The sequence below is a fragment of the Caulobacter sp. KR2-114 genome (assembly GCF_049446115.1).
Lineage (GTDB): Bacteria > Pseudomonadota > Alphaproteobacteria > Caulobacterales > Caulobacteraceae > Acaudatibacter.
In genome coordinates this window covers 23,824-49,678 of the sequence record NZ_JBMSEC010000001.1, presented here as the reverse complement: position 1 = coordinate 49,678, position 25,855 = coordinate 23,824, and the positions used below count along the sequence as shown (strand labels likewise).

Annotated in this window: 18 protein-coding genes; 16 read left to right on the top strand and 2 right to left on the bottom strand. The window is 70.8% G+C overall.

Features of this window, described 5'->3' with window-relative positions:
- Positions 1-59 precede the first annotated feature (59 nt).
- From ACO2Q3_RS00185 to ACO2Q3_RS00165, 5 genes are all read left to right on the top strand, one after another.
- A complete protein-coding gene (locus tag ACO2Q3_RS00185; RefSeq protein WP_423304301.1) occupies positions 60-1,019 on the top strand; it encodes an efflux RND transporter periplasmic adaptor subunit in 960 nt (319 codons plus the stop codon).
- Positions 1,016-2,521 (top strand): MFS transporter, encoded by a 1,506-nt coding sequence (locus ACO2Q3_RS00180; protein ID WP_423304300.1) that lies wholly within the window; start codon positions 1,016-1,018, stop codon positions 2,519-2,521. The genes ACO2Q3_RS00185 and ACO2Q3_RS00180 overlap by 4 nt, the downstream gene beginning before the upstream one ends.
- Positions 2,518-4,032, top strand: coding sequence for an efflux transporter outer membrane subunit (locus ACO2Q3_RS00175; RefSeq protein ID WP_423304299.1), 1,515 nt, complete (start codon positions 2,518-2,520; stop codon positions 4,030-4,032). Before ACO2Q3_RS00180 ends, ACO2Q3_RS00175 begins: the two co-directional genes overlap by 4 nt.
- A 63-nt stretch (positions 4,033-4,095) precedes the next feature.
- Positions 4,096-5,040 carry an aldo/keto reductase gene (locus tag ACO2Q3_RS00170; RefSeq protein ID WP_423304298.1) on the top strand — a complete coding sequence of 315 codons (945 nt, stop codon included), beginning with the start codon at positions 4,096-4,098 and terminating at the stop codon, positions 5,038-5,040.
- A 44-nt stretch (positions 5,041-5,084) separates the two neighbouring features.
- The gene (locus tag ACO2Q3_RS00165) at positions 5,085-5,519 is read left to right on the top strand and encodes a VOC family protein (protein WP_423304297.1); all 435 of its coding nucleotides are present in this window, start codon (positions 5,085-5,087) and stop codon (positions 5,517-5,519) included.
- A gap of 44 nt (positions 5,520-5,563) precedes the next feature.
- Here ACO2Q3_RS00165 and ACO2Q3_RS00160 read toward each other — a convergent pair whose 3' ends face one another.
- Complete coding sequence (locus ACO2Q3_RS00160; RefSeq protein WP_423304296.1) at positions 5,564-7,315, bottom strand: MOSC domain-containing protein; 1,752 nt, start codon at positions 7,313-7,315, stop codon at positions 5,564-5,566.
- A gap of 457 nt (positions 7,316-7,772) precedes the next feature.
- Between ACO2Q3_RS00160 and ACO2Q3_RS00155 the strand changes: the two genes are divergently transcribed.
- The 11 genes from ACO2Q3_RS00155 (at position 7,773) to ACO2Q3_RS00105 (ending at position 25,092) form a co-directional block, all read left to right on the top strand.
- A complete protein-coding gene (locus ACO2Q3_RS00155; protein ID WP_423305636.1) occupies positions 7,773-7,859 on the top strand; it encodes a potassium-transporting ATPase subunit F in 87 nt (28 codons plus the stop codon).
- A 27-nt stretch (positions 7,860-7,886) separates the two neighbouring features.
- Entirely contained in the window at positions 7,887-9,590 is a 1,704-nt protein-coding gene (kdpA, locus tag ACO2Q3_RS00150; RefSeq protein WP_423304295.1) for a potassium-transporting ATPase subunit KdpA, read from the top strand.
- A gap of 25 nt (positions 9,591-9,615) precedes the next feature.
- Positions 9,616-11,682, top strand: coding sequence for a potassium-transporting ATPase subunit KdpB (gene kdpB, locus ACO2Q3_RS00145; protein WP_423304294.1), 2,067 nt, complete (start codon positions 9,616-9,618; stop codon positions 11,680-11,682).
- 12 nt (positions 11,683-11,694) lie between these two features.
- Positions 11,695-12,285 carry a potassium-transporting ATPase subunit KdpC gene (kdpC, locus tag ACO2Q3_RS00140; RefSeq protein WP_423304292.1) on the top strand — a complete coding sequence of 197 codons (591 nt, stop codon included), beginning with the start codon at positions 11,695-11,697 and terminating at the stop codon, positions 12,283-12,285.
- Entirely contained in the window at positions 12,282-14,969 is a 2,688-nt protein-coding gene (locus ACO2Q3_RS00135) for a DUF4118 domain-containing protein (protein WP_423304291.1), read from the top strand. The genes kdpC and ACO2Q3_RS00135 overlap by 4 nt, the downstream gene beginning before the upstream one ends.
- 19 nt (positions 14,970-14,988) lie before the next feature.
- Positions 14,989-15,678 (top strand): response regulator, encoded by a 690-nt coding sequence (locus tag ACO2Q3_RS00130; RefSeq protein ID WP_423304290.1) that lies wholly within the window; start codon positions 14,989-14,991, stop codon positions 15,676-15,678.
- A 252-nt stretch (positions 15,679-15,930) separates the two neighbouring features.
- On the top strand, positions 15,931-17,988 hold the full coding sequence (locus ACO2Q3_RS00125) for a hypothetical protein (protein ID WP_423304289.1): 2,058 nt from the start codon (positions 15,931-15,933) through the stop codon (positions 17,986-17,988).
- A gap of 223 nt (positions 17,989-18,211) precedes the next feature.
- Positions 18,212-19,975 (top strand): FAD-dependent oxidoreductase, encoded by a 1,764-nt coding sequence (locus ACO2Q3_RS00120; RefSeq protein WP_423304288.1) that lies wholly within the window; start codon positions 18,212-18,214, stop codon positions 19,973-19,975.
- Positions 19,942-21,807: a 2-oxoacid:acceptor oxidoreductase subunit alpha gene (locus tag ACO2Q3_RS00115; RefSeq protein WP_423304287.1), complete on the top strand. Its 1,866-nt coding sequence runs from the start codon at positions 19,942-19,944 to the stop codon at positions 21,805-21,807. The genes ACO2Q3_RS00120 and ACO2Q3_RS00115 overlap by 34 nt, the downstream gene beginning before the upstream one ends.
- 10 nt (positions 21,808-21,817) lie before the next feature.
- Positions 21,818-22,873 carry a 2-oxoacid:ferredoxin oxidoreductase subunit beta gene (locus tag ACO2Q3_RS00110; protein ID WP_423304286.1) on the top strand — a complete coding sequence of 352 codons (1,056 nt, stop codon included), beginning with the start codon at positions 21,818-21,820 and terminating at the stop codon, positions 22,871-22,873.
- 326 nt (positions 22,874-23,199) lie between these two features.
- Complete coding sequence (locus ACO2Q3_RS00105; protein ID WP_423304285.1) at positions 23,200-25,092, top strand: phosphoenolpyruvate carboxykinase (GTP); 1,893 nt, start codon at positions 23,200-23,202, stop codon at positions 25,090-25,092.
- Positions 25,093-25,262: 170 nt separating this feature from the next.
- On the opposite strand, the gene ACO2Q3_RS00100 is transcribed toward ACO2Q3_RS00105, so the two are convergent.
- A complete protein-coding gene (locus tag ACO2Q3_RS00100; protein ID WP_423304284.1) occupies positions 25,263-25,625 on the bottom strand; it encodes an endonuclease domain-containing protein in 363 nt (120 codons plus the stop codon).
- Positions 25,626-25,855: the final 230 nt, after the last annotated feature.

Sequence of the window (25,855 nt, the reverse complement as noted above, 5' to 3'; positions counted from 1 at the left end):
GCCGCGCGCTGATCGTGACGGTTCCGGCGCTCCTTCTCCTGGGCGCTGGGGCCGCCTACGTGGCGCCCAGGCCTTACGTGTCCACCAACGACGCCTTCGTCCGGGCGACCAAGGGCGCCATCAACGCGCGGGTCTCCGGCCAGGTGGTTGAGATCGCGGTGAGCGACAACCAGACGGTCCGCAGGGGCCAGTTGCTGTTTCGCCTCGACCCGCAGCCTTACCAGATCGCGGTCGAGCAGGCGCAGGCGCGGCTGGGCGGCGCGCGGCTGCAGATCGAGGCCCTGAAGGCCACCTATCGCCAGCAGCTGGCCGAACTGCAGTCGGCGCGCGATTCCGCCCAGTTCGACGGCCAGGAGTTCACCCGCAAGAAGGCGTTGCTGGACTCCGAGTTCACCTCGCGGTCGGCCTACGAGCGGGCCGAGACCGACTTCAAGGTCGCCCAGCAGCACGCCGCGGCGATCGAGCAGCAGGTCGCCAACACCGTCGCCGCCCTGGGCGGGGACCCGAACATCGTCGCCGACCGCCACCCGGCGGTGCTCGAGGCCAAGGCGCAGCTCGACAAGGCGCGCCTGGAGCTGGCCTACACCCGGGTGACCGCGCCGGACGACGGGGTGGTGACGCGGGTCGACAGCCTGCAGTTGGGCGACTTCGTCAGCAGCGGCGCGCCGGTGTTCTCGATCATGTCGGCCCGGCGGATCTGGGTCGAGGCGAACTTCCGGGAAACCGACCTGACCCATGTGCGGCCCGGCCAGGCGGCGACCATCGACGTCGACGCCTATCCCGGGCGCAGCTTCCGGGCGCACGTGGCCAGCCTGAGCCCCGGCGCCGGCTCCGAGTTCTCGCTGCTGCCGCCGGAGAACGCCACCGGCAACTGGGTCAAGGTCGTGCAGCGGCTGCCCGTGCGGCTCGAGCTGGACACACTGGATCCGGCGCGGCCCCTCTATTCGGGCATCAGCGTGACGGCGCGGATCGACACGCGGCCGGGCCATTCCCACTCGCCGGGCGGCGCGGTCCGATGAGCGCCGGCGCCAGCGCGCCGGAGCGCGCCGACGGCCAGCCTCTGGTCGCGTTCGCCGTCCTGCTGGCGACCTATCTGCAGGGGGTCAACATCTCCCTGCCCAACGCCGCGGTGCTGCACATCCAGGGCGCCCTGTCGATGAGCGACGACGAGATCGGCTGGGTGTTCTCGTCGTACATCGCCGCCAGCGCCGTGGTCATGCCTGCCACCCGCTGGCTGGCCGGCGCGTTCGGCCGCAAGATCGTGTTCCAGGTCGCGCTGGCGATCTTCATGGGCGCCCTGGTGCTCGTCACGCGGGCGACGACGCCGCTGCAGTTCGTCGCGGCGCGAACGCTGCAGGGCGCGGCCAGCGGGGTGATCCCGCCGCTGGCGATGGCGATCCTGCTGGATGTGTCGCCGCCTCGCGCGCACGGGCGGTTGCGCCTGGCCGCCGCGGTCGTCGCCCTGGTCGGTATCCTCAGCGGTCCCGGCCTTGGCGGCTGGCTGGCCGAGTATCGGGGCTGGCGGTCGATGTTCTATCTCGGCCTGCCGCTGGCGGGTCTCGTCCTGCTGGTCCTGTCGCTGCGGCTCACCGAGACGCGCGCCGACCGGGCGCCGGCGTTCGACATCGCCGGCGCCGCGGCCTTCTCGCTGGGCGTGATCGGGCTGCAGATGTTCCTGGATCGCGGCGAGCGCCTGGAGTGGTTCGCCTCGCCCGAAAGCCGGCTGGAGGCCATCACCGCCGTCGCCGGCTTCGGGCTGTTCCTCGCCCGCATGCTCACCGCGCGCGCGCACTTCCTGGACAAGGCCCTGTTCCGGGACCGCAACTTCGTCCTCTCGACGGTGATGTTCTTCGCCTTCGGCTTCGTGCTGCTGCCCACCGTGGCGCTGACCTCGCCCATGCTGGAGGAACTGCTCGGCTTTCCGCCGGACACCACCGGCTACCTGACGATCCCGCGCAGCCTGGCGCTGGTCGGCGCGCTGGTCGTCACCTGGCGCGAGCCCGCCCGCATCGACAACCGGCTGCTGATCCTCGGCGGCATGGCGCTGGTGGTCTACGCCAACGCGCGGATGCTGGGCTATTCGCCACTGATGGACTGGCGGCCGGTGGCGATCGCCGGGGTGCTGCAGGGGATCGGCCTGGGCGTGACGATGCCGGCGCTCACCCGCGCCGCCTTCAGCACCCTGGACCCGCGGCTTCGCGCCGAGGGGGGCGAGCTGTTCAACCTGGCGCGGCTGTACGGCAGCACGATCGGCATCGCCGTGGTGCAGATGCTGTTCTACGCCAACACCCAGGCCGCGCACCTGGCGCTGGCCAGGGACGTGACGGCGGACCGGCTGGCGGCGTCGCCTGCCGGGGCCGGGCTGGCCGCGCTCAACGAGGCCGTCACCGGCCAGGCGGCGATGATCGCCGTGATCGACCAGTTCGCCCTGCTGATGGCCGTCATGCTGGTCGCCAGCCCGCTGGCGCTGCTGCTGCGCGGGCCCGCGCGGGCGGCCGCCGTTTCTGGAGCTGTCCGATGATCCGCAACCCCGGCGCCCGGCCCGACCGGATCATTCCGCGCGTCGTTCTCGCCGGGGCGATGTTCGCCGCCCTGTCGGCGCACGCCGCCGTCGGACCGGATTTTCGCCGGCCGGCCCCGCCGGAGTCCCAGCACTATGACGAACAGGCCGAGCGCCCGCCGGCGGCCCCGGACGCGAGCCAGCCGCAGCGCATCCGCCTGGCCGCTGCCGCGCCGGGTGCATGGTGGTCGGCGCTGCGCTCGCCCAAGCTGGACGCGGTGATGCGCCAGGCCATCGACGGCAGCCCCGGACTGGCCGGCGCGGAGGCGACCCTGGCCCAGGCGAACGAGGGCGTGGCGTCCGCCCGGGGCCAGCTGCTGCCGCAGCTCGACGTCGCGGGGCAGGCCGGGCGACAGCGCGCGGCGGGCGGCGCGGCGACCACCTCGAACGTCTATGCCGTCGGGCCGCAGGTGCGCTTCGACTTCGACCTGTTCGGCGGCGCGAAGCGGCTGGTGGAGGAGAAGGGTGCGCTCGCCGAGCTGCAACGGCGTCGGCTGCAGGCCGCCTATCTCGCCCTGACCGGGGACGTCGCCACCCAGGCGCTGCAGCTGGCGTCCGCGCGGGCGCAGATCGACGCCGTGCGGGCGCTGCTGGCGGACGACCAGAAGACCCTGGACCTGGTCAGGACGGGCCGGCGGTACGGCGACGCCACCGAGGTCGACGTGGCCGCCGCGGCCACGCAGCTGGCCCAGGACCAGACCCTGCTGGCGCCGCTGGAACAGCAGCGCGATCAGGCGCGGCACGCCCTGTCGGTGCTGGCGGGGAAGGGCCCGGCCGACTGGACGGCGCCGGACTTCGACCTGGACGACTTCACCCTGCCGGCGGACCTGCCGGTCAGCCTGCCCTCCGAACTGGCCCGCCAGCGGCCGGACATACTTGAGGCCGAGGCCCAGCTGCACGCCGCCAGCGCCGCCGTCGGGGTGGCCACCGCCGACCTCTATCCGCGGCTGCAGCTGTCCGCCTCGCTGGTCGACGCAGGGCCAGGCGTAGGCGCGCTGTGGGGCGTTCTGGCCGGGCTGGCCGGCCCGATCTACCACGGCGGCAGCCTGAAGGCCGAGCGCCGCGCCGCCGTGGACGGCTATGCGGCGGCGCTGGCGGCCTACCGGCAGACCGTGGTCGAAGCGCTGGGCCAGGTGGCGGACGGGCTGCAGGCGATCCGTCACGACGGCGAGGAAGCCGCGGCTCAGGCGGGGGCGGTGCGGGCGGCCGAAGCCAGCCTGGCGCTGAACCGGCGCGGCTATCAGGCGGGCGAGGTCGACAGCCTGCACGTGATCGACGCCGAGCGCGCCTATCAGCACGCGGTGCTGGGCCGCATCCGGGCGCACGCCGCGCAATATCTCGACACCGTGCAGCTCTCCGTGGCGCTCGGCGGCGGCGAGGCGGTCACGCGCGCCATGGGCTGCAGCGGCGAGCGTTCGGCGAGCCCGGTCCCGTCCGCACCGTCAAAAACCGCTCTGTTTTCAAAAGACTGAAAGCCGGCCCGGCCGGCAGGTCCCCTGCGGCCGCAACGCCGCGCAAGCTCAGGAGTGCAGTCCATGTCCCTCTCGAACCCGTTCCGCGATCGACGGATACCGCTGGCCGGCGGCGCCGGCGCGCTCCCGGTGATCGGCTTCGGCGCCTTGATCCGCGATCCCGCCGAGGCGCGCGTGGCGATCCGCACCGCGCTGGAGGTCGGCTTCCGGCACCTGGACGGCGCCGAGCTCTACCGCACCGAGGAGGCCACGGGGGCGGCGATGCGGGACGCCTTCGACGCCGGAACCCTGCGCCGCGAAGACCTGTTCGTCACCACCAAGCTCTGGAACAACAACCATCGCCCCGACCGGGTCGCCGCAGCGCTGGACGCCAGCCTGCGGCGCCTGCAGCTCGACCAGGTCGACGCCTACCTGGTGCACACGCCGTTCGCCTTCCCGCCCGGCGAGGAGATGCAGCCGAGGGACGCCCAGGGCCGGGTGATCTACGACACCGGGGTGACGCTGGCCGAGACCTGGCGCGCCATGGAGGCGCTGGTCGACGCCGGCAAGGCCAGGGCCATCGGCCTCTCCGACATCACCCTGGAGCGGCTGCGGGAGATCGTCGTCGGCGCCCGCATCCTGCCGGCCATCGTGCAGGTGGAGTCGCATCCCTACCTGCCGGAATGGGAGCTGCTGGACTACTGCCGCGAGCACGGCATCGTCCTGCAGGCGTTCGCCCCGCTGGGCCACGGTATGGAGCCGCGGCTGACCGAGGACCCGGTGATCGTTGCGATCGCCGGCCGACTGCAGCGCACGCCGGCGCAGGTCGCCCTGGCCTGGGCGGTGCAGCGCGGGACCGCGGTGCTGACCACCTCGACCCATCCCGACCGGATCGCCGGGAACTTCGACATCGCCCCCTTGCCGGACGAGGCGATGGAAGAGATCCGCGAGCGCATCGCCACCCGGGTGCGGTTCAACGCCGTGGTGGAGACCGGCGTGCCCGGCTTCGTCCCGCGACCGGCGGCCTGAGGCCGACCGCCCCCACGCCTCATCCCTTCACTGGAGATCTTTCGATGACGGACCACCCCGCTCCCATGACCTGGGGCATAGACCACGTCGGCCTGAGCGTTCGCGACCTGCAGCAGACCGTCGACTTCTTCCGCCAGGCCCTCGGCTGGCAGGTGGTCGGCGAGCGCAAGGACTATCCCGCCGCCTTCGTATCCGACGGCCACGGGGTGCTGACGCTGTGGCAGGTCGCCGACCCGGCGGGGGCTGTGGCCTTCGACCGGCGCGCCAACGTCGGGCTGCACCACCTTGCGCTCGCCGTCGCCGACGAGGGCGGCCTGGCGGCCTTGCACGACCGCCTGTCGGCCTGGCCCGGCGTCGTGGTCGAGTTCGCGCCGCAGCCGGTGCGCGGCGGCCCGAAGCAGCACTTCATCATCCAGGAGCCCGGCGGCCTGCGGCTGGAGTTCGCCTGCGACCCCCGCAGCTGGATCGAGGGCGTCTAGGCGGGTAGGCCGAGCTTCGAAGGCTGCGTGGCGGCGGGTGGCGCTCAGAGGTCGAGCACGACGTCGCCGGTCGGCCGGGCGCAGCAGACCAGCAGGTTGCCGGTCGCGGGCGCGTCAAGCGGCTGGGGCTGGTAGTCGACCGCGCCGGAGATCAGGCCGCTCTCGCAGTTGTGGCAGACGCCGGCGCGGCACGACCAGCGCACGGGCACGTCGCAGGCCTCGGCCAGCTCCAGCAGGCTCTGATAGGCGCCCGCGGTCCAGCGCGCGGTGACGCCGCTGCGCGCGAACGACACCTGCGGACCCGTTCCGGCCTGGCCCGCCGGGGGGTGCGGCGACCGGGCGACCGTCCCGACCACGCCGGGGGTCAGGGCCTCGCCGCCGCTGAACATCTCGCTGTGCACGCAGCCCGGGGCGACGCCCCGCGCCGCCAGGATCGCCTTGATGTCGGCCATGAACGCCTGCGGCCCGCAGAGGTAGACGTCAGCGTCCCGCGGCAGTCCTGCCTGATCCAGCATCGCCGCGGACAGGCGGCCGGCGGCGTCGAAGTCGCCGCCAGGGCGGTCGTCCGCCGCGGGGCGGCTGAAGCAGACGAAGCGGCGCCCTTGCGCCAGGGCGCCCATCAGCTGCGCGACCTCCGCGGCGAACGGAAGGTGGGCGCCGTCTCGGGCCGCGTGCAGCCACAGCACCGGCCGGGTCGAGCGGGCGCAGGCCAGGGCGTGCAGCATCGCCAGCACCGGCGTGGCGCCGATGCCGGCGCTCAGCAGCACCACCGGCCGCTCGCCGGCGGCCAGCACGAAGCCGCCCCGCGGCGCGCTGACCTCGACCGTGTCGCCGACCCGCAGGTGGTCCCGCAGCCAGGCGCCGGCGCGGCCCTGCGGTTCGATCTTCACGCTGATGCGATAGCCGTCCGTCGAGGGCGGACCGGACAGCGAATAGCTGCGCAGCAGCGGCGGCCCGTCCGGGTCCGGGCGCAGCCTCAACACCACGAACTGGCCGGCCAGCGGCGCGGGCAGGGCGGCCCCGCCAGGGTCCCGCAGCGTCAGCGACAGCACGTCGGCGGCCTCGGGGGCGACGGCGGTCACCGCCAGCGGCCGGAAGCCCGGGGCGGCGGGATGCGACGCGGCGGCGGGCGCCAGACCGGCGTTGCCGTCGGAGCCGCTCTGCAACAGCGCCTCGAAGGAGGCGCGCCAGCCGGGCGACAGGGCGTCGATCCGCAGCGCGCGCTGCAGCTGGTCGTGCGGATGGCCGGGCGAATAGAGCAGGGCGTTGACGCTCGCGACGGACATCCGGCCGGGGCCCTCGGCGACCTTGCGGATATCATCCCCCGCGCCGACATCGCCCTCCTGCAGCACCCGGAAATAGAAGCCGGGGCGGCCGCTGGCGGTCAGCAGGGCGGGCATGCGCGGCTCGTTCAGGCGGATGCCGACCCGGTAGCAGGTGACCCGCGGCTGGGTGACCTCGAACACCGCCTCGCCGATCTGGAAGCGGTCGCCGATACAGACCTCGTCGTCGGCCAGCCCGTCGACCGTGAAGTTCTCGCCGAACTGGCCGGGAACGAAGTCGTTGCGCCCAAGGGCCTGTTCCCAGTGGCGGTAGGAGCCGATCTGGTAGACGAACACGGCCCGCTGTTCGCCGCCGTGCCCGGCCAGGTCGCCCTGGCCGTCGCCGTCGACATTCAGCCGGCGCACGCGAGGGCGGCCCTGCACGGGGGCCTTCCAGATGCCGGTGCGCACCGTGCGCCCGTTCCAGGCGACGTCGCGCGGCAGGCCGACGTTGACGGACAAAAGCCTGGCCATGCGTTTCACCCTCGGGCCTCAAGAGCCGGCGTCGACCGCCGCTGCGCTGGAGGTTGCCGCCGGCGCCCCGACGGCGCTTGCGCCCTTATGCGCTCTTTACGCCAAGACACAGGTCTTCCCGTCGAGACTTGACGGCCAAGCTCGCATTCTGTCGGCCGTTGATGAAGTTGGTTGTCGGCCTTGCGCGAGCCAGGAACGGACGATGGCAGGCGTGTTCGGTCCCGATGGGGCTGGCGCGAGGTCATCGAACGGATCCTGGCCGATATCGCTATGGCGCTCATGGGGGTGCTCGTCGCCGCCCTGTTCTGCCTGACCCGCTGATCGCCCGCTCCATCGTGGCCTTTGAGGCGGCGTGCGCCGCCACGGAGTGAGCGATGCTCGACACACTCTACATCCTGGGCGGGATCGGCGTGCTCGCCGTGTTCGCCGCCTATGTGATCGCCCTGAGGAGGATCTGATGCTGGTCGGAGCCCTCTACGCAGCGGCGGCGGTCGCGGTGGCCATCTACATGGTCGTCGCCCTGCTTCGCCCGGAAAAATTCTAGGTATTTCAAAGAAAAGGAGACCTCGCGATGGACTTGCGAGGCTGGGCTGAGATCGTCGTGACGATCGGTCTTACGGTGGCTCTGGCGTTTCCGCTGGGGCTGTACATGGCGCGCGTCTGGCAGGGCGAGCGCACCTGGCTGGATCCCGTGCTGAAGCCGGTGGAGAGCGTCTCCTACCGGCTGTTCGGCGTCGATCCCGACAAGAGCCAGAACTGGATCGCCTACGCCATGGGCGTGCTGGCCTTCTCGATGGCCGGGTTCGTGGTGCTGTACCTGATCGTGCGCTTCCAGGACCTGCTGCCGTTCAACCCGCAGCATTTCCCGGGCGCGAGCCCGGACCTGGCGTTCAACACGGCGATCAGCTTCATCACCAACACCAACTGGCAGTCCTATGTGCCGGAGACGACGCTCTCGACGTTCTCGCAGATGGCCGGGCTGACCAGCCACAACTTCCTGTCGGCCGCCGCCGGCCTGGCCATCGCCGCGGCCGTGGCGCGGGCGTTCGCCGCCAACCGGGGCGAAGGCCTGGGCAACTTCTGGGTCGATGTGACCCGCATCAGCCTCTACCTGCTGCTGCCGTTCTCGATCGTGATCGCCCTGGCCTACGTCGCCCTTGGCGAGCCCCAGACCCTGTTCGCCAACGCCCAGGCGGTGACCGTCGAAGGCGCCAAGCAGACCATCAGCCTGTTCCCCACCGCCAGCCAGGAAGCCATCAAGCAGCTGGGCACCAACGGCGGCGGCATCTTCAACGCCAACTCGGCCCACCCGTTCGAGAACCCCAACGCCCTGACCAACCTGATCGAGATCATCTCGATGAACGTGCTGGGCTATGCCTGCGTGATCGCCTTCGGCCGCGTGGCCGTGGCCCGCCGCGACGCCCGCGCCCTGGTGGCGGTGATGGCGCTGTTCGTGCTGGGCGCATCGGCGGCGATCTACGCCACCGAAACCCAACCGGCCCCGTCGCTGACGGCGGTGCACGCCGACGCCTCGGTGAACATGGAAGGCAAGGAGGTCCGCTTCGGCGCCCCGTCGACGGCGGTCTGGACCGCAGCCACCACCGGCGCCTCGGACGGCGGCGTCAATGGCATGCACGACAGCTTCATGCCGCTGGGCGGCGGCGTGGCCATGTTCATGATCCAGCTCGGCGAGATCCTGCCGGGCGGCGTGGGCTCGGGCCTCTACGGCATGGTGGTGATGGCCCTGATCGCGGTGTTCGTCGCCGGCCTGATGGTCGGGCGCACGCCCGAGTACCTCGGCAAGAAGATCGAGGCGCGGGAGATCAAGTTCGCCATGCTGGCGGTGCTGATCCTGCCGGCGTCGATCCTCGGCTTCGCCGCCGTCGCCTCCGTGCTGCCGATCGCCCTGAAGGGGCTGGAGAACTCCGGGGCCCATGGCCTGTCCGAGATCCTCTACGCCTATTCCTCGGCGACCGGGAACAACGGCTCGGCCTTCGCCGGCCTGTCGGCCAACACCCCGTTCTGGAACGCCACCCTGGGCGTCGCCATGCTGCTGGGCCGCTTCGCCTACATCGTGCCGGTGATGGCCATGGCCGGCTCCATCGCCGCCAAGCCGAAGCTGGCCGCCTCGGGCGGCACCTTCCCCACCGACGGGCCGCTGTTCATCGGCCTGCTGATCGGGGTGATCCTCATCATGGGCGGGCTGCAGTTCTTCCCCGCCCTGGCTCTGGGCCCGATCGTCGAGCACTTCCAAGTGCTCGCGGCGGCCCATTGATCCTCGCAAAGGCGCTTAGAAAGCCATGACCGACGCTTCCCTCCACCTGGGCGCTACGCGGCGCTCCACCGTCTCCAGCCAGGCCTTCTCCTCGGCCGTGGTCGGGCGGGCGATCGCCGCCGCCTTTACCAAGCTCGACCCGCGCAAGCTGGCCGGCAATCCGGTGATCCTCGCCACTGAAGTGGTCGCCTTCCTGGCGACCGTCTCGGCCGTCGACGCCTTCCGCACCGGCGCGGCCCCCTGGTTCGCCGTGCAGATCGCCGCCTGGCTGTGGATCACGGTGCTGTTCGCCAACTTCGCCGAGAGCATCGCCGAGGGCCGCGGCAAGGCCGCCGCCGACGCCCTGCGCGCCCAGCGCGTGGACGTGAAGGCCAAGCTGCTGCCCGACCCGGCGTCGCAGATGATCGTGCCCACCGCCGCCTTCAAGCTGAACGCCGGCGACGTCGTGCTGGTCGAGGCGGGCGACGTGATCCCCTCCGACGGCGAGATCATCGAGGGCGTGGCCTCGGTCAACGAGGCGGCCATCACCGGCGAGAGCGCGCCGGTTATCCGCGAGAGCGGCGGCGACCGTTCGGCGGTGACCGGCGGCACCACCGTGGTCTCCGACTGGATCAAGGTGCGCATCACCGCCTCGGCGGGCAACACCTTCCTCGACCGGATGATCGCCATGGTCGAGGGCGCCGAGCGGCGCAAGACGCCCAACGAGATCGCCCTTGCCGTGCTGCTCGCGGGTCTGACCCTGATCTTCCTGATCGCGGTGGCGACCCTGCTGGGCCTGGGCAAGTACTCCGGCGTGGTGCTGGACCCGATGGTGCTGGGCGCGCTGTTCGTCTGCCTGATCCCGACCACCATCGGCGGCCTGCTGTCGGCCATCGGCATCGCCGGCATGGACCGGCTGCTGAAGGTCAACGTGCTGGCCACCTCCGGCCGGGCGGTTGAAGCCTCCGGCGACGTCGACACCCTGCTGCTGGACAAGACCGGCACCATCACCCACGGCAACCGCATGGCCACTGACGTGGTCGCCGCCCCCGGCGTGCGGCCCGAGCAGGCGATGCGCGCGGCGATGATGGCCTCGCTGGCGGACGAGACGCCGGAAGGCCGCTCGATCGTCGACCTGGCGCTGGAACGCGGCATGACCGGCGAACCGCCGGCCGGTTCGCAGCCGGTGCCGTTCAGCGCCTCGACCCGCATCTCCGGCCTCGATGCCGGCGACAGCAGCTGGCGCAAGGGGGCGGTGGACGCGATCCTGCGCACCGTCGGCATGGCCCCCGAGAGCATGCCGACCGAGCTGAAGGCGGCCGTCGACCGCATCGCCCGCTCGGGCGGCACACCGCTGGCGGTGGCCGAGAACGGCGTCCTGGTGGGGGTCATCCACCTGAAGGACGTGGTCAAGGCGGGGGTGAAGGAGCGTTTCGCCGACCTGCGCCGCATGGGCCTGCGCACGGTGATGATCACCGGCGACAACCCGGTCACCGCCGCGGCGATCGCTTCCGAGGCGGGGGTCGACGACTTCCTGGCCGAGGCCACGCCGGAGGACAAGCTGCGGCTGATCCGCGAGGAACAGGCCAAGGGCCGTCTGGTGGCCATGTGCGGCGACGGCTCCAACGATGCTCCCGCCCTGGCCCAGGCCGACGTCGGCGTGGCCATGCAGACCGGCACCCAGGCCGCCCGCGAGGCCGGCAACATGGTCGACCTCGACAGCGACCCCACCAAGCTCATCGAGATCGTGGAGGTGGGCAAGCAGATGCTGATCACCCGCGGCGCCCTGACCACCTTCTCGATCGCCAACGACGTGGCCAAGTACTTCGCCATCATCCCGGCGATCTTCGTCGGGGCCCTGCCGGCGCTCGGCGCGCTCAACATCATGGGCCTGTCGAACCCGAAGAGCGCGATCCTCTCGGCGGTGATCTTCAACGCCCTGATCATCGTCGCCCTGATCCCGCTGGCGCTGCGCGGGGTGAAGTACCGCCCCATCGGCGCCGGCAAGCTGCTGTCGCGCAACCTGCTGATCTATGGCCTGGGCGGGATCATCGCCCCGTTCATCGGCATCAAGATCGTCGACGTCATTGTCTCGATCCTGCACCTGGCCTGAGGACCCCATCCCATGCTTTCGCAACTTCGTCCCGCCATCGTCTCGACGGTGTTCTTCACCGTCCTGCTGGGCCTCGGCTATCCCCTGGCCATCACCGGCGTCGCCCAGGCGGCGTTTCCCGACCAGGCCGGCGGCTCGCTGATCCGCGACGCCAAGGGCCAGGTGATCGGCTCGGCCCTGATCGGCCAGGCCTTCGCCAAGCCGGAATACCTGCACCCGCGGCCGTCCGCCGCCGGCAGCAACGGCTATGACGCCTCGGCCTCGTCCGGGTCCAACTACGGGCCGCTGAACCCCGATCTGGCCAAGCGGATCAAGGGCGACGCGACCAGCCTGGCCGGGGAGGGCAAGGGGGCGATCCCGGCCGACGCCCTGACCAGCTCGGCCTCGGGTCTCGACCCGGACGTCTCGCCGGCCAACGCCGCCCGCCAGGCGGCGCGGATCGCCGCGGCGCGGGGGATCGACGTGGCCAAGGTGCAGGCGGTCATCGACGCCCACACCGACGGCCCGACCCTGGGCTTCCTGGGGCAGGCGCACGTCAACGTGCTGAAGACCAACCTCGCCCTCGACGCCGCGCTCGGCAAGGCTCACCCTTCGGGCAAATGACTCTCGACGAGCCCCGAAGGCGCGAGCCTGGACGACCCGATCCTGACGCCCTGCTGGCCGAGGCCGGCAGGGCGGGACGGGGACGGCTGAAGGTCTTCCTCGGCATGTCCCCCGGGGTCGGCAAGACCTACGAGATGCTGCAGTCCGCCCGGCGCCGCCAGGCCGAGGGCGTCGACGTGCTGGTAGGGGTGGTGGAGACCCACGGCCGCGCCGAGACCGAGGCCATGCTGGCCGGCCTGGAGGTGCTGCCGCGCCGGCCGATCGAGTACCACGGCCGCACCCTGATGGAGTTCGACCTCGACGCGGCCCTGGCCCGCAAGCCAGGGCTGCTGCTGGTCGACGAATACGCCCACTCCAACGTGCCCGGCTCGCGCCATCCCAAGCGGTGGCAGGACGTGGCCGAGCTGATCGCCGCCGGCGTCGATGTCTGGACCACGCTTAACGTCCAGCATCTGGAAAGCCTGGTGGACGTGGTCTGGAAGATCACCGGCGTGCGCCAGCGCGAGACGGTGCCCGACCAGGTGCTCAACAGCGCCGACGACATCGAGCTGGTGGACATCACCCCGGCCGAGCTGCGCAAGCGGCTGGAGGAGGGCAAGGTCTACGTCCCGGAGACCGCCCGGGTCGCCTCGGACAACTTCTTCAAGACCGAGAACCTCACCGCCCTGCGCGAGCTGGCCCTGCGGCGGGCGGCGCAGACCGTCGACCAGCAGCTGCTGGGCGCCATGCGCCGGGCCGGGGTCGAGGGGCCGTGGGCGGCCGGCGAGCGGATCCTGGTGCTGGTGGGCGCCGACGCCACCGCCACCGCCCTGGCGCGGGCCGGCCGGCGCCTGGCCGACACCATGGACGCCTCCTGGACCGTGGCGCACGTGGAACAGCCGAACCGCCCGCCGCCCGGCGCCCAGGCGGCCGCCCAGCTGGCCGACGCCCTGACCCTGGCCGAACAGCTGGGCGCCTCCACCGTCTCCCTCAGTGGCGACGACCTGGTCGGAGCGATCCTGTCCTACGCCGCGCGCAACCACGTCACCCAGATCGTCGTCGGCAAGCCCCGCGGCGGCTGGTGGCGCGAAGCCCGCGGCCGCTCGCTGGCCTCGGCCCTGGTGCGCCGCGCCGAGGGCATCGCCCTGCACATCGTCACCGACGCCAACCCGGCCGAGCCGCGGCCGGAGCGGGTGCGCGCGGACAAGAAGCGGATGTGGCTGGGCCATCTGGCGGCCGTCGGCCTGGTCGCGGCGGCGGTGGGCGCGGCGGCGCTGCTGGACCAGTTCGCCCCCGGCGTGAACCTGGCGATGGTGTTCCTGCTGAGCGTGCTGGCCAGCGGCGTGCTGTACGGCTTCTGGCCGGCGGTCACGGCCGCCGCCCTGGCGGCGGTGGCGTACAACTTCTTCTTCCTCGAGCCGCGGCTGACCTTCTACATCGGCCACGCCTCGGACGTGTTCACCTTCGCGGTGTTCTTCGCCGTCGCCATGGCCACCGGCTGGCTGACCGGGCGGGTGCGCGACCAGGCGCAGGCCGCCTCGCAGCGCGCCTCGGCGGTCGGGGCCCTGCTGGCCGCCAGCCGCCGGATGTCCGGCGCGGCGAAACAGGACGAGGCCGCCCGCGCCCTGGCCGAGCAGCTGGCGGCCGCCACCGGCGGCCCGGCGGTGGTGTTCATGCCCCAGCACGGCGAGATCCTGCCGGCCGTCGCCTCGCCGGACATGCCCAGTTTCGCCACCCAGGACATGGCCGCCGCCCGCTGGGCCTGGGAGCACGGGGAGTCGGCCGGCGCCGGCACGGGCACCCTTCCGAACCTCGACTGGACCTTCCTGCCGATCCAGAGTCTGAAGGCGCGTTCCGGCGTGGTGGCGATCGAGCCGCGGGGGCGGGGCGGGGACGACGCCCGCTTCGTGCTGGCGTTGATCGACCAGGGCGCCGTGGCCCTGGAGCGGGCGGAGCTGGCGGCCGACGCCGCCGACGCCGAGGCGCTGCGCCGCACCGACCGGCTGCGCTCGGCGCTGCTGAACTCGATCAGCCACGACCTGCGCACGCCGCTCTCGACCGTGCTGGGATCGGCCACCACCCTGATCGACTACGGCAAGACCCTGGACCCCAGGGTGCAGAAGGACCTGCTGGGGGCGATCAAGGAGGAGGCCGAGCGCCTGAACCGCTACGTCGGCGACCTGCTGGACATGACCCGGCTGGAGGGCGGGGCGCTGAAGACCCGTCGCGACTGGATCGACGTGCGCGACGTGCTGCGCGCGGCCCTCGAGCGGGTGGAGCGCCGCCGCGGCCAGCGCCGCCTGACCACCGACTTCCCGCGCGAGCTGACCCTGGTGAAGGCCGACCCGTCGCTGCTGCAGCAGGTGCTGGTCAACATCCTGGAGAACGCCATCGCCTACAGCCCCGACGGCTCGACCATCGAGGCTGCCGCCTACGAGGACCAGGGCAATGTGGTGATCAGCATCGAGGACGAGGGGCGCGGCATCCCCACGGCCGAGCTGGAGAACGTGTTCGAGAAGTTTCGGCGGATGGAGGAGTCCAGCGACCGCGGCAAGGGGGCGGGCCTGGGCCTGGCCATCGCCAAGGGCTTCGTCGAGGCCATGGGCGGGCGCATCGCCGCCGCCAGCCCGATCTTCGAGGGCCGCGGCACGCGGATCCTGATCAGCCTGCCGAAGGACATCCGCACCCCTGCCATCCTCCTGTGAGCGAGCTTAAGTAGAAGGCATGTCAGCCTCGCGCCCCCGAATCCTGGTCATCGACGACGAGCCGCAGATCCACCGCTTCCTCGGCCCGGCGCTGGACGCCGCCGGCTACGATCCGGTGCGCGCCGACGACGGCGCCTCGGGCCTGCGCGAGATCGCCCGCAAGCCGCCCGACGCGGTGGTGCTGGACCTCGGCCTGCCGGACATGGACGGCAAGGAGGCGCTGCAGAAGGCGCGCGCCTTCTACGCCGGTCCGATCCTGATCCTGTCGGCCCGCGACCGCGAGACCGAGAAGATCGACGCCCTGGACCTGGGCGCCGACGACTATGTGGAAAAGCCGTTCGGGGTCGGCGAATTCCTCGCCCGGCTGCGGGTGGCCCTGCGCCACCGGCTGCTGCAGAGCGGCGCCGAGCCGGTGGTCAAGGCCGGCGACCTGACCATCGACCTGGAGCGCCGGCGCATCACCCGCGGCGACGAGCCGATCCGCCTCTCGCCCAAGGAATACGACCTGCTGGCCCGGCTGGTGGAGGGCGGCGGCAAGGTGATCACCCACCGCCAGCTGCTGACCGCCGTCTGGGGACCGGCGCACGTCGAGGACGTGCAGTACCTGCGCGTGTTCGTCGGCCAGCTGCGCGCCAAGATCGAGGAGGATCCGGCGGCGCCCAAGCTGATCGCCACCGAGCCAGGGGTGGGGTACCGGTTCAACGGTTAGCGCCATTCAGCGCCTTCATTTCCCGTCACCCCGGGCGGAGCGCAGCGCAGATCCGGGGCCAGCCGTGCGGGCGCATGGCGGACGGGGATCGCGCACCTCCGCGGCAGCGCCAGACTGGATGTCTTCTCGGTGGCTGAACCGCCGGCCCAGGCTCTTCGCTTCGCTGCGGCCGGGGTGACGAGCGGGTAGGGGGCATGCGATGCCTTCGCCGTGCGCGCGCTCCCCTTCCGATCACTGATTCCGCTCGCCGCCTTGGGCTTGCTCGGGGCGTCGCCGCCCGCGCCGGCGCCGACTGTCAGCATCGATCCCACGCCCATCGGCCCGGCATTCCGCACCGACCAGGCTTTCGGCGCCGGCATCGACGGCATGACCCGGGGCGGGGTCGACGAGCTGTTCACCGCGCACAACATCGCCTGGATGCGCAAGGCGGGGCTGAAGCCGGTCACCTATCGCCTGCGCACCGAGCTGGCCATCGAGGCGTGGCACTGGGGCAATGAGGGCGCCTGGAGCGATCCGGCGCATGCCCAGGGCTACTGGACCTCCAGCGACGATCCCAAGGCGCCGATCCTGATCACCTGGGGCTACCGCCTGCCGCGGCGCGGCGACACCGTCGACCAAGCCAACAACGACGGCTATTCGCGTCTCGACGACGGCGACCCGTCGACGTTCTGGAAGTCCAGCCCCTACCTCGACCGCCACTATACGGGCGAGGCGAAGGAAGGGCCGCAGTGGGTGGTGCTGAGCCTGGATGCGGCGGCGCCGATCGATACCGCGCGCATCGCCTGGGCGGCCCCCTACGCCCGCCGCTTCGAGGTGCAGTACTGGACCGGGGTCGATGAATACGATCCCGACGGCGACTGGGTGACCTTCCCGCACGGGCGGGTGGACGACGGCCAGGGCGGGGCGGGGCTGCTGCGCCTGGCCGACCGGCCGGTCCACGCCCGCTACCTGCGCCTGCTGCTGAGCGAGAGCTCGCGCACCGCGCCGCCGGGCGCCGCCGATCCCCGCGACGCCATGGGCTACGCGATCGGTGAGCTGGGGTTCGGCGTAACGGGCGCCGACGGGACCTTCCACGACGTGGTCCGGCATGGCGCCGGGCCGACGCTGCAGACGCTCGCCACGGTTTCCTCCACCGATCCCTGGCACCGCGCCGTCGATCGCGACGTCGGGCTGGAGCAGCCCGGATTCGACCGGCTGTTCGCCAGCGGCATCACCAATGGCCTGCCGGTGATGATCCCGGTCGGCGCGCTCTACGACACGCCCGAGAACGCCGCCGCCGAGCTGCGCTTCCTGAAGCGCCGGGGCTATCCGTTCACTCAGGTGGAGCTGGGCGAAGAACCGGACGGGCAGAACATCGCCGCCGAGGACTTCGCGCGGCTGTACGCCCAGTTCGCCGACGTGGTCCACGCCGTCGATCCGGCGCTGAAGACCGGCGGCCCGTCGCTGCAGGACGGGATCTCGGACGTCTGGCTGGCGCCCGGCGCCGACCGGTCGTGGACCCATCGCTTCATCGCCGCGCTGAGGGCGCGGGGGCGGCTGAGCGACCTCGGCTTCTTCACCTTCGAGCGCTATCCGTACGACCAGTTGTGCGGCGACATCGGCGCCAGGCTGCGCCGCCAGACCCGCGGCCTGGCCGACACCTTCGCGCGGCTGAAGGCCGACGGCGTGCCGGCGGACATCCCCTGGATCGTGTCGGAATACGGCTTCTCGGCCTTCGGCGGCGCGGCCGAGGACGACCTGCCGGGGGCGCTGGTCAACGCCGAGATCGCCGCCGAGACCCTGAGCCTGGGCGGGCAGGGCGCCTTCCTGTTTGGCTACAATCCCAACCGCCCCTGGCAGCACGGCGAAGCCTGCGTCGGCAACGGCGAGCTGATGATCCTGGAGGCCGACGAGGACGGCCAGGCGACCTGGGCGCTGCCGGCCTTCCAGGGCGCGCGGATGCTGAGCCAGGACTGGGCCGGCCCGGGCGGACGCCTGTTGCCCGCGCACAGTCCCGTCCTGGCCGCCGACGGGACCCTGGCGGTGGCCGCCTACGCCCTGCGCCGCCCCGACGGATCGGTGGCGGTGCTGCTGCTGAACCGTGGTCCGGCCACGGAGCATCCGGTGCGGCTGGCGTTCGCCGGCGCGCCGCCCGGGGGCGCCGTCCAGGTCGTGCAGTACGGGCCGGGGCAGTACCGTTGGCGGGCCGACGGGGTGCGCGGCCACCCGTCCAGGGACCAGCCGCCGGTGCGCTTCGTGCTGCCGTCGGGCCGCGATATCCTCCGCCTTCCCGCCTATTCCCTGACCGTCGCGGTCTTCACCCCGCGTTGAATTCCCTTGCGGCGCCTGGAAAAAGTCCCACCGAAATCGCCGCCCGATGCTGGCGCCGCTTCGACATTGAGCCTAAGTTCGGACTCAAACGTCCTGCGCCAGGGGGCCGCCGCGGGGTCAACCGCGTCGCGCATCCCTTGATCGCAAGAGACCGGGGGAACCGAAGGAAAGGTTATTCGCGTTGGAGCCTACGAATATTGAGGCGCCCGATTACTTCCATAAAGTGGTTGATTGCCAGTGGGCCTGCCCGGCCCACACGCCGGTGCCCGAATACATCCGTCTGATCGCTGAGCAGCGTTACACGGATGCGTACATGATCAACTGGAAGTCGAACGTCTTCCCGGGGGTGCTGGGCCGCACCTGCGACCGTCCGTGCGAGCCGGCGTGCCGGCGCGGGCGCATCGAGGAAGAGCCCGTCGCCATCTGCCGCCTCAAGCGCGTGGCCGCCGACAACAAGGACGACGTGACGGGCCGCCTGCCGCCGCGGGCGAAGCTGAAGAACGGCAAGCGCATCGCCGTCGTCGGCGCAGGGCCCGCCTCCCTGACCGTGGCGCGCGACCTGCTGCCGCTGGGCTACGAGGTCGTGATCTACGACGGCGACGCCAAGGCCGGCGGCATGATCCGCAGCCAGATCCCGCGCTTCCGCCTGCCGGAATCGGTGATCGACGAGGAAGTGGGCTACGTCGCCGCCCTGGGCCCCACTTTGCGCCTCGGCGAGCGGATCGACAGCCTGAAGGCTCTGCTCGCGGAGGACTACGACGCGGTGTTCGTCGGCTCCGGCGCCCCCCGCGGCCGCGATCTCGACATCCCCGGCCGTCAGGAAGCGGCGGCCAACATCCACATCGGCATCGACTGGCTGTCCAAGGTCTCGTTCGGCCACGTCGACAAGATCGGCCGCCGGGTGATCGTGCTGGGTGGCGGCAACACCGCGATGGACTGCTGCCGCACCTCCCGCCGCCTGGGCGGGACCGACGTGAAGGTCATCGTCCGCTCCGGCTTCGACGAGATGAAGGCGTCCCCCTGGGAGAAGGAGGACGCGATGCACGAGGACATCCCGATCCTCAACTACCTGGTGCCCAAGGCCTTCACCCACGACGCTGGCAAGCTGACCGGCGTGACCTTCGAGAAGGTTGACGTCAGCTTCGACGACCAGGGCCGCCGCCAGCTGCTGCCCACCGGCGAGCCGGATGTGCATTTCGAATGCGACGACGTGCTGGTGGCCGTCGGCCAGGAGAACGCCTTCCCCTGGATCGAGCGGGACATCGGCCTGGAGTTCGACCGCTGGAACATGCCGGTGGTCAACGAGACCACCTTCGCCTCGACCAACCCGAAGGTGTTCTTCGGCGGCGATGCGGCGTTCGGGCCCAAGAACATCATCTGGGCCGTGGCCCACGGCCATCAGGCGGCGGTGTCGATCCACCTCCTGTGCGAGGGCCAGGACGTGGCGGACCGGCCGGCGCCGGGCGTCACCCTGGTCAGCCAGAAGATGGGCATCCACGAGTGGAGCTACGACAACGACATCTCCAACGCGGTCCGCCACCGCGTGCCCCAGCGCGACAAGGTCGAGGCGCTGGGCAATGTGAAGCTGGAGGTCGAGCTCGGGTTCGACCAGGGCGTGGGCTACAAGGAGGCCCAGCGCTGCCTCAACTGCGACGTGGAGACGGTGTTCGCCGAGCCGCTGTGCATCGAATGCGACGCCTGCGTCGACATCTGTCCGGTAGACTGCATCACCTTCACCGAGAACGGCGATGAGGCCGACCTGCGGCCGCGGCTGAAGGCCCCGGCGCTGAACCTGGAACAGGACCTCTATGTCTCCAAGACCCTGCCCACCGGCAAGGTGATGGTGAAGGACGAGGACGTCTGCCTGCACTGCGGGCTCTGCGCCGAACGCTGCCCCACCGGGGCCTGGGACATGCAGAAGTTCCTGATCGAGATCACCCAGGCCGACGGCGCATGCCCGAGCCACAGCCGCATGGCCGCCGAATGAACGCCCTTCGCGCCGTCAACGACTTCGTCGTCAAGTTCGCCAACGTCAACGGCTCCGGCTCGGCCAGCGCCAACGGCATGTTCGCCAAGGCGGTGATCCGCATGGGCGTGCCCGTGGCCGCGCGCAACATCTTCCCGTCCAACATCCAGGGGCTGCCCACCTGGTACGAGGTGCGCATCTGCGAGGCGGGCTGGCTGGGCCGGCGCGGCGGCGTGGACCTGATGGTGGCCATGAACCCGCAGACCTGGGATGCGGACGTCGCCTCCATCGAGCCGGGCGGCTATCTGTTCTACGACAACACCAAGCCCATGCCGGCTGAGAAGTTTCGCAAGGATATCAATATCCTGGGCGTGCCTCTTACGGCGATCTGCAACGCCGCGTACCGCGACCCGCGCCAGCGCCAGCTGTTCAAGAACATCATCTACGTCGGCGCCCTGTCGTACCTGCTGGGGATGGAGGTTGAGGTCTTCGAGACCCTGATCCGCGAGGAGTTCGCCGCCAAGGAACGGCTGATCCCGCCCAACCTCGAGGCCCTGCACATGGGCCGCGACGAGGCTGCCAAGATCCTGCAGCCGATCGGCCTGCAGATGCGCCGCGCCGACAAGGTGGGCGATCGGATCTTCGTGCAGGGCAACGACGCGGCGGCCCTGGGCGCCGTCTATGGCGGGGCCACGGTCTGCGCCTGGTACCCGATCACCCCGTCGACCTCGCTCGCCGAGGGCTTCACCAACTATTGCGAGAAGTTCCGCGTCGACCCGGCGACCGGCCAGCACCGCTACGCCATCGTCCAGGGCGAGGACGAGATCGCCTCGATCGGCATCGTCGTCGGCGCCGGCTGGAACGGCGCCCGCTCGTTCACCTGCACCTCCGGCCCGGGCGTGAGCCTGATGCAGGAGTTCATCGGCCTCAGCTATTTCGCCGAGATCCCGGCGGTGATCTTCGACGTGCAGCGCGGCGGCCCGTCCACCGGCATGCCCACCCGCACCCAGCAGTCGGACATCCTGGTGGCCGCCTACGCCAGTCACGGCGACACCAAGCATCCGCTGCTGCTGCCGGAAGATCCGACCGAATGCTTCGAGTTCGGCGCGCTGGCCTTCGACCTGTCGGACCGCCTGCAGACCACCATCTTCGTGATGCTCGACCTCGACATCGGCATGAACGAGTGGCTGTGCCGGCCGTTCGCCTGGGACGACAGCCGCCGCCTCGACCGCGGCAAGGTGATGACCTACGAGGAGCTCGAGGCCGGCAAGGACTTCGGCCGCTACCTCGACGTCGACGGCGACGGCATCCCCTATCGCACCTATCCGGGCACGCACCCCAGCCGCGGCGGCTACTTCACCCGCGGCACCAGCCGCGACCCCTATGCCCGCTACAGCGAGGAGGGGCCGGTCTACGTCGGCAACATGCAGCGGCTCTTGGAGAAGTTCGAGACCGCCAAGTCGCTGGTGCCGGCGCCGGTCATCCGTCCCGCCAAGCGGCGAACGCCGCACGGGGTGATCTATTTCGGCTCGACCAGCCCGGCGATGGCCGAGTCGCTCGACACGCTCGAGGCCGGCGGCATCCACCTGGACGCCCTGCGGCTGCGGGCCTTCCCGTTCAGCGACGCGGTGCTGGACTTCATCGCCGCGCACGAGACGGTGTTCGTGGTCGAGCAGAACCGCGACGCCCAGATGCGGGCGCTGATCATCAACGAGGGCGCGGTCGACCCGGCCAAGCTGGTGCCGGTGCTCAACTACGACGGCTCGCCGATCACTGCGCGCTTCATCACCGAAGAGATTTCCCGCCAGGTGCGCGACGTCAACGTCCGCCCCGTGCCCCAAGTCGCCGAGTAGAGGCAGGCCCATGACCTACATCACCAAGCCGCGCCTGCATCACCCGCTGCTGAAGCCCAATGGCCTCGGCTTCACCCGCCGCGACTACGAGGGCAAGGTCTCCACATTGTGCGCCGGGTGCGGCCACGACTCCATCTCGGCCTCGATCATCCAGGCCTGCTACGAGATCGACCTGCCGCCGCACCGCCTGGCCAAGCTGTCCGGGATCGGCTGCTCGTCGAAGACACCGGACTATTTCGTCGGCAGTTCGCACGGCTTCAACAGCGTGCACGGCCGCATGCCGTCGGTGCTGACCGGCGCCAATCTGGCCAACCGCGAGCTGATCTACCTGGGCGTCTCCGGCGACGGCGATAGCGCCTCGATCGGCCTGGGCCAGTTCGCCCACTCGATCCGGCGCGGGGTCAACATGACCTACATCGTCGAGAACAACGGCGTGTACGGCCTGACCAAGGGGCAGTTCTCGGCCACCTCGGACATGGGCTCGAAGTCGAAGAAGGGCGTCACCAACCTCGACCAGCCGATCGACCTGGTCGGCCTGGCGCTGCAGCTGGGCGCCAGCTTCGTCGCCCGCAGCTTCTCCGGCGACAAGGCTCAGCTGGTGCCGCTGATCAAGGCCGCCATCCGCCACAAGGGTGCGGCCTTCATCGACGTGATCAGCCCGTGCGTGCAGTTCAACAACCACGCCGGCTCGACCAAGAGCTTCGACTATGTGCGCGAGCACAACGCCGCGGTGAACCGCCTGGACATCATCGAGGAGCGCGAGGAGATCCTGGTGGACTATGCGCCGGGCTCGGTGGAGCTGGTCACCCAGCACGACGGCTCGGTGCTGCGGCTGCGCAAGCTGGACGGCGGCTACGATCCGACCAACCGCATCAGCGCCATCACCAAGCTGCAGGAACACCAGGCGCGCGGCGAGATCGTCACCGGCCTGCTGTACGTCGACCCCGCGGCCGACGACCTGCACGACCACCTCAACACGGTGGAAACCCCGCTGAACCAGCTCGGAGACGCCCAGCTGATCCCCGGCGCCAAGGCGCTCGACGCCCTGAACGCCTCGTTGCGGTAAGCCGGAGCGGCAGGTCCGTCTCTCTTTGGTTCAAGGCCTTTGCGGAAGATGCCCGGCTGGGCTCGAAGCATCCGTGGCCGATAAACCCAATGCTACCGGTGTCATAGAAAAGGTCAGTGCAAGATGCCGCGACGCTCCGCGCAAGGATTGACCGCCGGACGAGAGATTGACCACGATTTCGGCGCTGCCGGGTTCACCTTGCGTGAGCCCTAAACCCGCGACAATTCGACGAACTTTGCATTGAACGACTCATTGCCGTCGCGAGTTTCGGACCTTAGGAACAGGCTTTGCAGGCCAGCGCCAGCCTGGCCGAAACAGATACGGTGATGACGTCGATGCCCGATGGGGAAGTAGCGGTAGCCGCCATTCCGGGGCTCGACCCCGCGCCCACCAAACACAAACGCCTGGTGGCCTGGGTGCGCGAGATCGCCACCCTGACCAAGCCCGACCGGGTGGTCTGGTGCGACGGGTCCGAGGCGGAGTGGGATCGCCTCACGCAGCAGCTGATCGACGCCGGAGCGCTGATCCGCCTGGATCCCGAGAAGCGTCCCAATTCCTTCTATGCCCGCTCCGATCCCAAGGACGTCGCCCGGGTCGAGAGCCGGACCTTCATCTGCTCGAAGGATCCGGCCGACGCCGGCCCGACGAACAACTGGCTCGAGCCCACCGAGATGCGGTCGCAGCTGAACAGCCTGTTCGACGGCGCCATGCGCGGGCGCACGATGTACGTCGTGCCGTTCTGCATGGGGCCGCTGGGCTCGAAGATCAGCCAGCTGGGCGTCGAGATCACCGACAGCCCCTATGTCGTGGTGTCGATGCGGGTGATGACCCGCATGGGCCAGGCGGCGCTGGATCAGATCGGGACAGACGGCTTCTTCGTGCCGGCGGTGCACTCGGTCGGCAAGCCGCTGGCCGCGGGCGAGGCCGACTGCGCCTGGCCGTGCAACGAGACCAAGTACATCGTCCACTTCCCCGAGGACCGTGAGATCTGGTCCTACGGCTCCGGCTACGGCGGCAACGCCCTGCTGGGCAAGAAGTGCTTCGCCCTGCGCATCGCCTCGGTGATGGCTCGCGACGAGGGCTGGCTGGCCGAGCACATGCTGATCCTCAAGCTGACCTCGCCGGAGGGCCGCTCGCACTTCGTGGCCGCCGCCTTCCCGAGCGCCTGCGGCAAGACCAACCTGGCCATGCTGCAGCCGACCCTGCCGGGCTGGAAGGCCGAAACGGTGGGTGACGACATCTGCTGGATGCGCTTCGGCGACGACGGTCGGCTGTATGCGATCAATCCGGAAGCCGGCTTCTTCGGCGTGGCGCCGGGCACCGGCCTGGCCACCAACCCGAACGCCATCGCCGGCCTCAGCGAGAACGCCATCTTCACCAACGTGGCGCTGACCGCCGACGGCGACGTCTGGTGGGAGGGGCTGACCGACACCCCGCCGGAAGGCCTGATCGACTGGAAGGGCGCCGCCTGGACGCCCGGCTCTGGCGAGCCGGCCGCCCACCCCAACGCCCGCTTCACCGCCCCCGCCGGCCAGTGCCCGGTGATCGCGCCGGAGTGGGAGGATCCCGCGGGCGTGCCGATCTCGGCCATCCTGTTCGGCGGCCGCCGCGCCAGCGCCGTGCCGCTGGTCACAGAGGCGTTCGACTGGCGCCACGGGGTGTTCATGGCCTCCAACGTCGCCTCCGAAGGCACGGCCGCCGCCGAGAACAAGGTCGGCGAGCTGCGCCGCGACCCATTCGCCATGCTGCCGTTCTGCGGCTACAACATGGGCGACTATTTCGGCCACTGGCTGAATGTCGGCGAACAGGCCGATCCGGCCAAGCTGCCGCGCATCTTCTTCGTCAACTGGTTCCGCAAGGACGCGAACGGCAAGTTCGTCTGGCCGGGCTACGGCGACAACAGCCGGGTGCTGAAGTGGATCGCCGAGCGGCTGGACGGCCGCGCCGAGGCGGTGGAGACACCGATCGGCCGACTGCCGGCCAAGGGGGCGCTGGACGTCTCCGGCCTGGACCTGAGCGAAGCGGCGCTCGACCTGCTGCTGAGCGTGGACGACTGCGTCTGGCGCGAGGAGGCGTCGCTGATCCCGGCGGCCTACGAGCGGTTCGGCGAGCGGCTGCCCGAGGGGCTGTGGAGCGAATACCACGCCCTGGTCGAGCGGCTGGGCGAAGCGCCGGCGGACAACGACCGCACGGCCGAGGACGTCGCCCTTAGCGCGTAAGATATGGGCCCTCCCCCTCGTGAGGAGGGACAGCCCGCGAAGCGGGCAGGGTGGGGGTCACCGGCCGACGCACGGGCCAGGGTCCCCAAGGGGGGAGGAGAACGGTTCTCTTCCCCCCTTGGGGGAAGTACCCGCGAAGCGGGGGATGGGGGCTCCAGCGGAGAACCGACCTAGCCTTCCCATTCTCCACGCGCCACGAGGACGATCATCTGCACGACCCCGTCCAGGTTGTCGCGCACGTCGACGGCCGCGATGCGCACCGTGCGCACGCCCTGGTCGCGCAGCCACCGATCGCCAAAGGCGTCGCGCCGCGGGGTGTCGCCGAAGCCGTGCCCTTCACCGTCGACTTGAACGCACAGCCGGGCGCTGTCGCCGTAGAAGTCGAGGATGAAGGGGCCGAACGGATGCTGCCGGCGGAAGCGCAGGCCCCCATGCTTGCGACCGCGCAACTCGACCCACAACCGCAGTTCGGGGGGCGTCATCGCCCGCCTGAGGGTGCGGGCCCTGTCGATCGTGCGCTTGGGCGCATCCATGGCAGAGCTCTACCATGGATGGAACAAAATGGGAACGGTCGGCGCCTGGCTGGAGCCTCCATCCCGGCCTTCGGCCGTACTTCCCCCAGTGGGGGAAGAGAACGGTAACGGCGCTTCTCCTCCCCCTTTGGGGCTTCGGCGCTCGGGCCGCCAGTCTGGAAGCCAATTCCATATGCGATTCCCCTGCCATGAAGGGGAGGGTGGAAGTCCCTCTTGACGGTTAGGCGCGG